Source organism: Flagellimonas aurea (assembly GCF_017313785.1).
In the GTDB taxonomy this organism is placed as follows: Bacteria; Bacteroidota; Bacteroidia; order Flavobacteriales; family Flavobacteriaceae; genus Flagellimonas; species Flagellimonas aurea.
In genome coordinates, this window is sequence record NZ_JAFLNL010000008.1 from 222,806 (window position 1) to 236,428 (window position 13,623).

A 13,623-nucleotide genomic window follows, 5' to 3' on the forward strand; every position below is an offset into this window, starting at 1 on the left:
TTTAAAAAACAAAAAAATGAAAAAAATTACACAACTTCGGCCACAACAAAAGTACTTCCTCCCACATAGATCATATCCTTATCGTCGGCCTTATCCAAAGCTCTTTGAAAACCCAATTGTACCGACCCATATTTTTCACCCATAAGCCCCTGTTCCCTAGCCAATTCCTCCAAAATAGTCGTATCCATACCCCTTGGAATAGCGGGTCTTACAAAATAATAATGCGCATTTTTCGGAAAAAGAGTCAATACAGATTTCACATCTTTGTCGCTTACAAAGCCAAGCACAATGTGGAGTTTTTTATAGGATTGCTTTTCGACTTGCTTCAAAACTAATTGAAGCCCTTCTTTATTGTGGGCCGTATCACAAACCACCAATGGATTTTGCTGCAATATCTGCCACCTACCCAAAAGTCCAGTGTTTCCAATAACATTTTTCAAACCTTCGGAAATTGTTTGCTCAGTTACATCAAAACCTTTTAATTGATGCATAGTTGCCACTACTCCATTTATGTTTTTTTGCTGATATTCCCCAAGCAAATCAGTTGTATATCTCGTTGCCGGTTGTTCATCTGCGAAAACAATTTCTGATTTTAGCTGATGTGCAATCAGGTTAAAGATCATCTTCGTCTCTGCTTGCGTCTCACTAATAACAACAGGCACCATTGGTTTTATGATTCCAGCCTTTTCCAACGCTATTTTTTCCAAAGTATCACCCAAAAACTGCGTATGATCCATCCCGATATTCGTAATCAAGGACACTTCAGGGGTTATTATGTTGGTAGAATCAAGCCGTCCCCCCAAACCAACTTCGATAACGGCAATGTCTACCTGTTCCTCTGCAAAATAATGGAAGGCCATCCCTACGGTCATTTCAAAGAAAGAAAGCTTTTGATATTCCAAAAAAGGCTTGTACTCTTCAATAAAATCAACCACAAAATCTTCACCTACAACCTTTCCGTTTATTTTGATGCGCTCCCTAAAATCCTTGAGGTGTGGTGACGTATAAAGACCTACCTTGTAACCGGCCTCTTGAAGAATTGATGCCAGCATATGGCTACTGGACCCTTTACCATTGGTTCCTGCAACATGTATACTTTTGAATTTTTTTTCAGGATTGCCAAGCACATTGCAAAAGCTGATGATGTTGTCCAGTTTTGCGTTCATGGCAGCTACGCCCTTTTGCTGGTACATCGGAAGCTGTCCGAACATCCAGTCCAACGTTTCTTGGTAGGTCACTACTGCCCTAGTTTAAAATTAACAACCACAAAACCTATCTGTTGTGCCGGAGCATTCGAATCTGAATTCCATTTATGAAGCATAGCAGTTTTACGGGCAGGCTCCAATAGACATGGAGCGTTGTTTGTAGTACCTTTTACGCCAGGTTCCGCCTTAACAACTTTTCCAGACCTATCAACGGTGATTCTAACAACAACCCTACCTTCTTCATTACAATCTTGCTGAACCTTTCCTTTGTTGGCCAAAGACCTTCCACTTAATCCATAACCACCTGTTCCACTTCCAGGGGAACCGTAGTAAGATGAGGCATAAGGATCTCCATCTGGTTGTCCCTTGTCGCCTGCACGATCATCGTCGCCTTCACTACCGGTAGTGGTGCCATCTGATTTACCTATACCACCGATAAGTGCATCCACACTCTTTTTCTTCGCTTCCTGCTCTTGTCGTTTACGCTCTTCGGCCTCACGTTTTTCACGAGCAATTCGCTCAGCTTCAGCTTTAGCTTTTTCTGCTTCTTCTTGTGCCTTACGCTTGGCTTCTTGTTGTTGTCTTAGCTTAATGGTTTCCTCATCATTGCTGGTTAAAACCTCTTCGACCGGAGCTTCCTCAACCACCGTTTGCTCAGGCTCAGCTGGCTCAGCTACTTCTTGTGGTTCAGGTTGACTTACGACCTCTCTAGGTTCGGAACGCACTGGTTCCGTTGGTTGAACTTCCCCGCTCCCAAATTCCATAGTCCCAAAATTCACAGCAATGCCATTTTCAATGGGTGGGTCCAGATAGGTCAATCCAATATAAAAAAGCAATAAGAGTAATGCGCTCAACAAAAGTGTTGTGAGCGTAAAGGATTTTTTCTTGTGTCTCGTATCTAAAAAGGACATTATTTTGGCCGCACCGCCAAGATAACCTTGTAACTGTTCCTGTTTGCAATGTCCATTACGTTGACCGCTTCTTTAATGGCTACGTTTTCTTCTGCTCTGAGGATGATTGTCGGCTTTTCTTGACCTTCAAGTGCCTTTTTTAATTCAATTTCAATGTATTCTTTGTTGATTTGCTCGTTGTTCACAAAATACTTCAGGTTTTTATCAATGGTAACTGAAACATTCTGTGTGTTCGTGGATTTGCCCTTGGCCTTGGGCAAAAGCAAATCCAGCGCATTTGGCGCATTGGAGGTCAGCATAAAAAAGACCAATAACAGAAATACGATATCCGTCATTGACGACATGCTGAACTCCGGGCTTATTTTGTTTCTTCCCTTCAGTTTCATAGCTAAGGGTTATACTGGTTCGTTCAAAAGGTCCAAAAACTCAACTGCATTGGCTTCCATTTGATGTACCACTTTATCTGTCCTGTTCACCAAGTGATTATAGCCAATATAGGCAATAATACCTACTACCAGGCCTGCAACAGTTGTGGTCATCGCAGTATAGATACCGGATGCCAAAGAACCCATTTCTGCCTGTCCACCGCTACTTGCCATCTCGTGGAATGCCAAAATCATACCAATTACGGTTCCTAAGAAACCGATCATTGGAGCAGCACCTGCAACCGTAGCCAATACGCTAACGTTTTTTTCCAGTTTGTAAACTTCTAACGTACCTGCATTTTCGATGGCAGTGTTGATGTCATCCAAAGGTTTTCCAATTCGGGCGACACCCTTTTCGGTAAGTCGTGCCACCGGAGAGTCCGTTTGCGCGCACAATAATTTTGCAGCCTCCAATTTACCATTGCTAATGTGGTCACGAATCTGGTTCATGAAGTTCTTATCTATTTTGGACGCGGCCTTAATGGCAAAAATTCGTTCAAAATAAATGTACATAGCAACAAAAAGAAGAACAAAAAGCACCACAATTATTATGACACTCCCTGTTCCTCCATTGACAATAAGATCTATTACGGATAAGGTCTTTTCTTCGGAAATTGAGGCAGTTGCCTCAGCGCCTTCCGTTACTTCTTGTAAAATATTCATATAAAATCCCCAATTTATTTGCAATAATAACGGAGATTTTTGAACTAAAGTATTTTTTAGAACAAATATCGCATCACCATAAATACAATTGCCCCGGCAATGAAGCCCACAAAGGCCAACCAAGATATCTTTTTAAGATACCAGAAGAAGTCGATTTTCTCCATTCCCATGGCTACAACTCCAGCTGCTGAACCTATAATAAGCATACTACCTCCAGTTCCCGCGGAATAGGCGATAAAGTGCCAAAGTTGATCATCCAATGTTTCGTTGAACATTCCCAAACTGGCCGCAACCAACGGTACGTTGTCTATAACGGCAGAACCCACACCCAATAATATCACAACTAAATCGGATACTCGTGTGCCGGCCATTTCTGTTCCGATCAAAGGCATACCTTGTTTTAGTCCTTCGGCGAAGTTGAACAATAGACCCAATGATTCTAGCGCCGCAACTGCCATCAAAATACCCAAGAAAAACAGGATACTGGGAAGTTCAATTTTGGTCAATGCGCTATGTACCGGACTATGGTGGGAGTGTGCATCACTTTCCTGGTCTACGGATGATATAGCAATCTTTTTATTACTGTAGATTTCAGCAAAAGTGGCCACAACTGCCAAGGACAACATCATACCCACATATGGAGGTAAATGTGTTACCGTTTTGAATATTGGAACAAAAACAATCGCCCCAAGACCCAAATAAAGCATTATGGGACCATATTTAGATTTCGAACTACTATCGTCATCATCCGCATCAATCTCCCCTTTAAAAGCGGGCAAAAATGAAGCTATAAAAGATGGCAACAACATACATACCAAAGAAGGAACCAACAAATGCTCGATAAGCATAGCAGTTGAAACCTTGTCCCCGATCCATAACATTGTAGTGGTGACATCACCAATCGGCGACCATGCACCCCCTGCATTTGCAGCGATAATGATTAAACCGGCGTACCAAAGTCTTACTTCTCTGTCCTTCACAATTTTCTGAAGGATGGAAATCAATACAATAGTTGCTGTAAGGTTATCTATAATGGCAGAAAGAATAAATGCCAAGAAAGAAAAAATCCAAAGAATCTTCTTTTTGCTACGTGTCTTTACAAAAGACTTTATAGTTGCGAAACCATCAAAGTAATCAATGATCTCAACAATGGTCATGGCTCCAAGAAGGAATACCAAAATCTCTGCGGTCTTCCCCAAATGGTGAAGAAGAGTTTCCTCCATTAACTCCATTTTCTCTTCGTGCCCGAAGGACCCAAAGTTCTCAAGCAGAGCATGGTTTCCAGAATCGAACCAGGTCGTAAAACCGTCGATGCCAAAAGCCATCAATGCCCACAAAATAGCCATCATGGCCAATGCGGGAATAAGCTTATCTATTTTTAAATTATGTTCTAGGGTAATTGCCAAATATCCAATTACAAAAATGACAACTAAAAGGGTTTCCATGTTAAGTTTGGTTTAATTAAGGAATAATATTTTTGAGCAGTTATCTGTGCGGCTAAAGATATTCAAAATGAATATTTCCACATAATCTTATCAGCATAAAAATAAGGAAACGCGAATAGATAGATTTCAAAAAACAAGAAAAGAATTCAATCATTCTCATTTAACCATTGTGTTTTATAAAATATTAATACTAGAAAGCTATATTTGCAGGTAGTTTTTAAATATTATTCAGTTTTATGGATTTCACACTTTCCGAAGAACAGTTAATGATACAACAAGCGGCAAAGGATTTTGCCCAAAATGAACTTTTACCAGGGGTTATTGAACGCGATGAAGCCCAAAAATTTCCGAGTGAACTTGTCCGAAAAATGGGTGAACTTGGGTTCATGGGGATGATGGTCGACGAAAAGTATGGAGGAAGTGGTCTAGACACTCTTTCCTATGTGATAGCCATGGAAGAATTATCCAAAATCGACGCCTCGGCTTCCGTAATGGTATCCGTGAACAATTCTTTGGTATGTTGGGGACTGGCGACCTATGGAAGTGAAGAACAAAAACAAAAATACCTGACACGCTTGGCAAGCGGAGAGATTATTGGCGCCTTCTGTCTGTCAGAACCAGAAGCGGGGAGCGATGCAACTTCTCAAAAAACAACTGCCATAGACAAAGGTGACCATTATATAGTAAACGGCACCAAAAACTGGATTACAAATGGCAATCAAGCGGAGGTTTACTTGGTCATCGCACAAACAGACCGGGAAAAAGGCCACCATGGCATCAATGCATTGATAGTCGAGAAAAACATGGAAGGTTTTGAAATAGGCCCAAAAGAAAACAAACTGGGCATTCGTGGAAGCGACACCCATTCCTTGATGTTCAACGACGTCAAAGTACCAAAAGAAAATAGAATCGGTGACGATGGTTTTGGATTTAAGTTCGCCATGAAGACGTTGGCCGGAGGACGTATCGGAATTGCAGCACAAGCCTTGGGCATTGCCGCCGGGGCCTACGAACTGGCCCTTAAGTATTCGAAAGAACGTAAAGCTTTTGGGACCGAGATAGCAAACCATCAAGCGATTGCCTTTAAACTGGCGGACATGCACACCAAAATACAGGCTGCACGCCATTTGGTCTATCAGGCAGCCTGTGATAAAGATGCAGGCAATGACTACACCCTATCCGGGGCCATGGCTAAGCTTTATGCTTCCGAAGTAGCAATGGAAACAGCGGTGGAAGCCGTTCAAATACACGGCGGAAATGGATACGTGAAAGATTATCATGTAGAACGGTTGATGAGGGACGCCAAAATCACCCAGATATATGAAGGCACCTCCGAAATTCAAAAAATAGTCATCTCCAGAAGCATCCTAAAAGATTAAATATTCACACCCCCTCCCAAAAGAGGGGGTTTCTTTTTGCAAATCACTTCTAATTTTACTTACCCCCTATTTTTCACAAAGTATTAACATGAAATTAGGTTGACAAACCTTGAAGTACTCTTTTCATGGCAGGGAAGAAACCCTTTTTTAAGCTCGATTTGAGATAATGATAATTTAACATTCCTTTAATTCCTAAATTGAATTTTTTTTAACCCCAGAAACCATACGTTGATTATTTATCTGATAACCAGCTAAAACCTTATTATTTCTACATCAATTTTGATATTTTTGAGGAAATACGATAATGATGGGATTGAAGAAACAAGGTTTATACTTACCGGAATTTGAGCACGACAACTGTGGTGCGGGCTTCATATGTAGCCTAAAGGGAATTAAGTCCAACGACATAATACATAAGGCCCTCGAAATTCTTGATAAATTGGAGCACAGGGGAGCTGTGAGCTCGGACGGAAAAACAGGAGATGGTGCAGGTATACTTATAGATATTCCCCACGCCTTTTTTAAGGACACCTGTTCCTTTGAACTACCAGAAGCAGGAGAATATGCGGTTGGAAACGTATTTCTACCACAAAAGGAAAACCAACGCAACTTTTGCATCCAGGTTTTTGAGGAAAACATAAAAAAACAAGGGCTCGAACTACTTGGTTGGCGCCACGTGCCCGTGAACCGTTCCGTTCCGGGAAGAATAGCGGCCGAAACAGAACCGTTTGTAATGCAGGTTTTTGTCGGAAAAGGAGAGGATTTGGACGAATTCCAGTTTAACCTTAAACTTTTTATCGCTCGTAAAGTCACGGAACATACCGTAATAGAGAGCAAGCTTTCAGAAAGCGAATTCTTCTACTTACCCAGTCTATCAACTAAAATCATCATTTTTAAGGGGCTTTTAGTCCCTAAGGACATCAGCAGATATTATGAAGACCTTTTGGACCCCCGAGTTGTTACACGCTTGGCCCTGGTTCACCAAAGATTTTCCACAAATACCTTTCCTAATTGGGATTTGGCACAGCCATTTAGATATATGTGCCATAACGGAGAGATAAATACACTGAGAGGAAATGTCTCCCGCATGCGCTCACGCGAAGAGCTAATGGAAAGTGAGTGGTTTGGAGAAGACATAAAAAAGATACTTCCCATCGTATTGCCGGCAAAATCCGATTCTGCCAGTATGGATATGGTCGTTGAGCTATTATTGATGACAGGTCGTTCTTTGCCCGAAGTAATGATGATGCTGGTTCCCGAGGCATGGGAAAAAAATCCAGACATGTCCGAAGCCAAGAGAGCTTTTTACGAATACAACTCCTGTCTGATGGAACCTTGGGACGGGCCTGCCTCCATTCCGTTTACGGATGGAAATTATATAGGGGCCGTACTTGACAGAAACGGGCTCCGACCATCAAGATACTCCGTAACCAAAAAAGGATATGTGATTATGTCCTCGGAAACCGGAGTCGTTGAATTGGAACCAGAGGATATTGAATTCCACGGACGACTGGAACCTGGAAAAATGTTCTTGGTAAACATGGAAGAGGGAAGAATCATCAACGACGAAGAAATCAAGGAAGCCATAGCCAAAAAGCATCCTTATAAAGAGTGGTTAAAGAAGAATTTGGTGCATTTAAGGGACATTCCTTACAACGATTGCCCAGTTTTCTTTGGTGAATTCCCGCTGCAGACCAGACGAACTGCATTCGGGTACACCCAAGAAGACATCAACACCATTATTATGCCGATGGCAGAAAATGGTAAGGAACCCATTGGTTCCATGGGCTCCGATACTCCAATTGCCGTGTTGTCCGAGCGCCCACAATTGATATACAACTACTTTAAACAACTCTTTGCCCAGGTAACCAACCCACCTTTGGACGGTATCCGTGAGGAATTGATCACGGACATTAGTTTGACCTTGGGCAGTGACCATAATATTTTTGATTTTTCGGAATTACATTGCCGAAAACTAAAAATCCAAAACCCTGTTATCTCCAAGGAAGATTTGGACAAAATCAAAAATTATGATGCCAGTCCGGACTATAAGGTTGTTTCCATTTCCATGCTTTATGAAATCAACAAAGGGCATAATGGACTGGAAGAAGCTTTGGACGGCATATTGCAGCAGGCATCAAATGCCATTGATGAAGATGCGAACATCATCATTCTATCGGATAGGATGGTAAGTGCCGAGATGGCCCCTATTCCTGCCCTATTGGCCTGTTCCTATGTGAACAGTGGTCTAAGAAAATTGGGGAAACGTTCCAAACTGAGTATCATCATTGAATCTGCAGAACCAAGGGAAGTCCATCATTTTGCCCTTCTTTTTGGTTTTGGAGCAAGTGCCATCAACCCATATTTGGTGAATGAAATCATCGGTGAGCAAATCGAGGAAAATAATATTACCGATTACACTTTTGAGGAAGCTGTTAAAAATTACAACAAGGCTATCGGGAAAGGTATATTGAAGGTTATGAACAAGATTGGGATATCTACGTTGAACTCGTATAGAGGATCCCAATTGTTCGAATGCATCGGAATCAACACAACCGTTGTGGACAGATATTTCCCGAACACCCCTACTCGAATCCAAGGAATTGGACTTTACGAAATAGAGAAAGAAGTTACCAAACGTCATAAAAAAGCATTTCTATCACAAAACATATCAGCTAATCTCGATATCGAGGTTGGAGGAGAGTACCGTTGGAGAAGAAATGGCGAGAAGCACATGTTCAATCCATTAAGTGTCGCCATGCTTCAAAAATCGGTACGCAACAACGAGCCGGAAACCTATAAAGAGTATTCCAAACTGGTCAATGAGCAATCCAAACACTTGATGACTATCCGTGGACTTTTCGAATTTTCGAACTACGACCCTATTCCCATTGAAGAAGTAGAACCTTGGACAGAAATTGTAAAAAGGTTCAAAACTGGGGCTATGTCCTACGGAAGTATAAGTCAAGAAGCACATGAAAACCTAGCGGTTGCCATGAACCGAATCGGAGGTAAGAGCAATTCGGGTGAAGGCGGAGAGGATTCGGCTCGTTTTTATAAAAGTCAAACCGGGGACTGGAAAAACAGTGCCATAAAACAGGTCGCTTCAGGTAGGTTCGGGGTAACCTCCAATTATTTGACAAGTGCCCAAGAAATCCAGATTAAAATGGCACAAGGAGCCAAACCTGGTGAAGGCGGTCAATTGCCTGGACCAAAAGTCAACCCGGCCATTGCCAAAACAAGAAACTCCACACCTTATGTGGGATTGATTTCACCACCCCCTCACCACGATATTTATTCTATCGAGGATTTATCACAATTGATCTATGATCTTAAATCCGCGAACAGGGAAGCGCGTGTAAACGTAAAACTGGTATCGGAAGTTGGTGTAGGCACCGTAGCTGCAGGTGTTGCCAAAGCAAAGGCCGATGTTATCCTTATCTCTGGATTCGACGGTGGAACCGGGGCATCTCCACTAACATCTTTAAAACATGCCGGACTACCTTGGGAACTTGGAATCGCCGAAGCCCAGCAGACTTTGGTGTTGAACGACTTGCGAAACAGAGTGGTTCTAGAGTGTGATGGACAGTTGAAGACAGGACGAGACGTAGCCATTGCCTGTTTACTGGGTGCGGAAGAGTTTGGTTTTGCCACAGCACCTTTGGTGGCATCGGGTTGCATTATGATGCGTGTATGCCATTTGAACACCTGTCCAGTGGGTATCGCCACCCAAAATCCGGAGTTGCGCAAAAAGTTCCAAGGAAAACCAGAACATGTGGTCAACTACATGTACTTCGTAGCTCAAGAACTACGAGAAATTATGGCCAAGCTCGGGTTTAGAACCTTGAACGAAATGGTAGGCCAAGTACAAAAACTGGACAGAAAGAAGGCAATCGAACATTATAAGGCCGCCGGTATCGATTTGACGCCTATCCTTTATCGCATAGACGTTCCTGAAGGAACAAAACTGCACAATACGGAAAAGCAATATCACGAAATAGATAAATCAATCGAATTTGAGATAATAGGAAAAGCACACCCTGCACTTTTCAGAAAGGAAAAGACCACACTGGATTTCCCGATCAAGAACACAGATAGGGCCGTTGGCGCCATTATCAGCAATGAGATTTCAAAAATTTATGGAGAGGAAGGCTTGCCAGAAAATACACTTAAACTAAACTTTACTGGTTCTGCCGGACAAAGTTTTGGAGCATTTGCCACAAAGGGCCTCACCATGGTGGTGAACGGAAACACTAACGACTACCTTGGAAAAGGACTCTCGGGAGCCAAGCTGATAGTAAAAGTTCCTTTTAAATCCACAATTAAACCAGAAGATAATGTGATTACCGGAAACGTGACCTTGTACGGGGCCACCTCTGGAGAAGCATACATCAATGGTAAGGCAGGAGAACGATTCTGCGTAAGAAACTCCGGAGCCAAAGCCGTGGTCGAGGGAATCGGGGACCATGGTTGTGAATATATGACCGGTGGAGTCGCTGTGATTCTTGGTTCCGTAGGACGGAATTTCGGAGCTGGTATGAGCGGTGGAATTGCCTATGTGTATGACAAGGACGACACATTTAAACGTAACTGTAATGGAGACCATTTGAACCTTCTACCTGTTGATGAGGACAACGATAAACAACAGTTAAAAGATTTGATCGAAAACCATTACAACGCCACATTAAGTCCTTTGGCTCAGAACATTCTTGAAAATTGGGAAAAATACCTTCCTAAGTTTATTAAGGTATTCCCTGAAGAATACCGCCAAGCACTTATCCGATTGGAAGAAGAAAAAATGCAAACCTTATAATTTGAGACATGGGAAAGATTACAGGATTTTTGGAATTTGACAGGAAGGACGAAGCATACGCCCCTGTCAAAGAACGCATCGAAAACTATAAGGAATTTACAAAGCCTTTAAAAGAAAGCGAATTAAAGAACCAAGGTGCCCGGTGCATGGACTGTGGTATTCCATTTTGCCATAGTGGTTGCCCATTAGGAAACCTGATTCCGGATTTTAACGATGCCGTCTATCAAGGAAAGTGGGAAAAAGCTGCACAGATACTCCACTCTACCAATAATTTTCCGGAGTTTACGGGAAGATTGTGTCCGGCACCATGCGAAGAAGCATGTGTGCTGGGAATCAACGAACCTCCTGTATCTATTGAGAACATAGAAAAAAACATCGCGGAGACAGCTTTTAAGAATGGTTGGGTAAAGCCAGAACCGCCAATGAACAGAACGGATAAAAAAGTGGCCGTAGTAGGTTCCGGGCCTGCAGGTCTTGCAGCTGCCCAACAACTAAATCGCGCCGGCCATACCGTTACGCTGTTTGAAAGGGACGAAAAACTTGGTGGCCTTTTAAGATATGGCATTCCAGACTTTAAAATGGAAAAAAACGTTATCGATAGGCGTCTTGAAGTGATGGAAAAAGAAGGCATCGAGTTTAAAACCGGTGTACACGTGGGAGTTGACATAACAGCCCAAGAACTTCAAAAAGAATATGATTCCATTGTACTTTGTGGAGGAGCAACGGTAAGGCGCAGTCTTCCAATTCCAGGAGTTGATGCCAAGGGTGTGGTTCAGGCCATGGACTTTTTACCGCAGAATAATAGAAAAGTGGATGGAATCCCATTTAAGGGAGAAGATATTTCAGCCAAAGGCAAAAAGGTAATTGTGATTGGTGGTGGTGATACCGGGTCCGATTGTATTGGAACTTCCATAAGACAAGGTGCCATTTCCGTAACTAATTTTGAAATAATGCCAAAAGGCACGACTGATCGCCCTGAAGGACAGCCATGGCCGTTTTGGCCCATGCGTTTGCGCACCAGTTCATCGCACAAGGAAGGGGCGGACCGTGTATTCAGCATATCCACAAAAAGATTCAATACCGACGACAAAGGCAATTTAACAAGCTTGGTAACTGTAGAAGTTGAATGGGTCAAGCAACCTGGTCAGCGACCCATACTTAAAGAGGTAGAGGGCACAGAGAAAGAATGGGACTGTGATTTGGTCCTATTGGCTCTGGGCTTTACGGGTTCGGAGACCACGGTTGCTGATCAACTAAATCTTGAAATGGACCCAAGAACCAACATTAAGGCTTCTGCAGCCGACTATAAAACGAATGTTCCGGGAGTTTTTGTAGCTGGTGATCAAAGAAGGGGCCAATCCCTTATTGTTTGGGCCATTTCCGAAGGCAGGCAAGCAGCATACTACGTGGACACATATTTAATGGGGAAATCTGATTTACCTTTAAAGGGTGAGGGAGATCTTCCTAGAGTTTAAAACCTCACATAAATCTCAACTAAACTTGCTAAACTCCTCTAGGCTTGCTTTGCTTAGGGGAGTTTTTTTTTAGATACACATTATATCAACCACATAAATAAACCGACCGTTTACACATCAAAAATAGGTAAGTGGAAATTTGTTTGTATCTTAATAGAGGTCATCTTACCATAACCAACCTTTTATAAAGTCTGTGCTATGTATTTCAAGGGCATACAAACCTCTTAATACATCACTTATGAAAAATCCAATTACAATCTGCTTACTCCTCTTCACTTTGCTTTCCTGCAAAACCAAAGAAAAAGAAATTACGACTCCAGAAAAGTCACCTTTAGAACTCGGTCAGGTCAATGTAAGTACAAAGAGCATGGAATTCTTTGTTTCTGACACGCTATATTCGGGCTGGAACACTTTCATTTACAACAATGAATCTCAGGAAGTCCACTTTATTATGATGGATCTATATCCGGAAGGAATAACCATTGAAAACACCAAAACAGAATTGCTACCACCGTTTGATGATGGTATGAGATATATTATGGAAAACCAAATGGATAGTGCGATGACGGCTTTTGGTAAAATACCTGAATGGTACCAAAAAGTGAAATTTTTAGGAGGTACGGGACTTGTATCTCCTAAATACACCGTAAAGAGCACCGTTTACCTAGAACCTGGTCGTTACATGATGGAATGTTATGTAAAAATGTTCAATGGCGCTTGGCACACTTCACATGGTATGTTAAAAGAAATTATAGTGAAGGATGAGGCCAGTCAACTAACACCTCCTAGCGCTACAGCCAACATTGACATATCCAGTATCAACGGAATTTTACTTAAGGACAGCCTCTCTTCTGGCCGCCAAGTGTTTCAAACTAATTTTATAGATCAAAAAGTATATGAAAACTTTGTCGGACATGATGTAAACTTGGTCAAATACGACGCTACGGCTTCTTTAGATTCCTTGGTCCTATGGATGAATTGGATGAATCCTAGGGGACTACGTACACCTGCTCCGATTGGATTTACGTTCCTGGGCGGGATGAACAATTTACCTGCTGAAAGCAAAGGCTTTTTTGAAGCTGATTTAACTCCCGGGAACTACATTCTTATTTCTGAAGTTCCTGCAGCTGATGAAAAGAGACTTCTTTATAAGTTTTCTATTGATTAAAAAAATCTTTTAAAAAACAAAAAAGGCCCATCACTAATGTGAAGGGCCTTGAGGAAGGCGGCGACCTACTCTCCCACCTGGTGTGGCAGTACCATCGGCGCAAACGGGCTTAACTTCCCTGTTCGGAATGGAAAGGGGT

At 42.2% G+C, this 13,623-nt stretch carries 9 protein-coding genes and 1 rRNA gene; 4 read left to right on the plus strand and 6 right to left on the minus strand.

Going from position 1 to position 13,623, the window contains the following annotated elements; translation table 11 throughout:
- Positions 1-26: 26 nt before the first annotated feature.
- The 5 genes from J0656_RS14720 to nhaD are packed head-to-tail and all read right to left on the minus strand — an operon-like array spanning position 27 to position 4,649.
- Complete coding sequence (locus J0656_RS14720) at positions 27-1,238, minus strand: bifunctional folylpolyglutamate synthase/dihydrofolate synthase (protein WP_207035203.1); 1,212 nt, start codon at positions 1,236-1,238, stop codon at positions 27-29.
- The gene (locus J0656_RS14725) at positions 1,238-2,116 is read right to left on the minus strand and encodes an energy transducer TonB (protein WP_176619675.1); all 879 of its coding nucleotides are present in this window, start codon (positions 2,114-2,116) and stop codon (positions 1,238-1,240) included. The genes J0656_RS14720 and J0656_RS14725 overlap by 1 nt, the downstream gene beginning before the upstream one ends.
- Entirely contained in the window at positions 2,116-2,502 is a 387-nt protein-coding gene (locus tag J0656_RS14730; RefSeq protein ID WP_100816272.1) for an ExbD/TolR family protein, read from the minus strand. Before J0656_RS14730 ends, J0656_RS14725 begins: the two co-directional genes overlap by 1 nt.
- Before the next feature lie 9 nt (positions 2,503-2,511).
- Positions 2,512-3,204: a MotA/TolQ/ExbB proton channel family protein gene (locus tag J0656_RS14735; protein WP_108245178.1), complete on the minus strand. Its 693-nt coding sequence runs from the start codon at positions 3,202-3,204 to the stop codon at positions 2,512-2,514.
- 56 nt (positions 3,205-3,260) lie between these two features.
- Positions 3,261-4,649, minus strand: coding sequence for a sodium:proton antiporter NhaD (gene nhaD / locus J0656_RS14740; RefSeq protein ID WP_207035205.1), 1,389 nt, complete (start codon positions 4,647-4,649; stop codon positions 3,261-3,263).
- A gap of 236 nt (positions 4,650-4,885) precedes the next feature.
- Between nhaD and J0656_RS14745 the strand changes: the two genes are divergently transcribed.
- The 4 genes from J0656_RS14745 (at position 4,886) to J0656_RS14760 (ending at position 13,484) form a co-directional block, all read left to right on the plus strand.
- Positions 4,886-6,028, plus strand: a complete 1,143-nt coding sequence (locus tag J0656_RS14745; RefSeq protein WP_207035207.1) for an acyl-CoA dehydrogenase — start codon at positions 4,886-4,888, stop codon at positions 6,026-6,028.
- Between the two features lie 307 nt (positions 6,029-6,335).
- A complete protein-coding gene (gltB, locus tag J0656_RS14750; RefSeq protein WP_207035209.1) occupies positions 6,336-10,841 on the plus strand; it encodes a glutamate synthase large subunit in 4,506 nt (1,501 codons plus the stop codon).
- A gap of 8 nt (positions 10,842-10,849) precedes the next feature.
- The gene (locus J0656_RS14755) at positions 10,850-12,316 is read left to right on the plus strand and encodes a glutamate synthase subunit beta (protein WP_207035211.1); all 1,467 of its coding nucleotides are present in this window, start codon (positions 10,850-10,852) and stop codon (positions 12,314-12,316) included.
- Positions 12,317-12,554: 238 nt separating this feature from the next.
- Positions 12,555-13,484, plus strand: coding sequence for a hypothetical protein (locus J0656_RS14760; protein WP_207035213.1), 930 nt, complete (start codon positions 12,555-12,557; stop codon positions 13,482-13,484).
- Between the two features lie 52 nt (positions 13,485-13,536).
- On the opposite strand, the gene rrf is transcribed toward J0656_RS14760, so the two are convergent.
- Positions 13,537-13,623, minus strand: a 5S ribosomal RNA gene (gene rrf / locus J0656_RS14765); the annotation flags it as partial.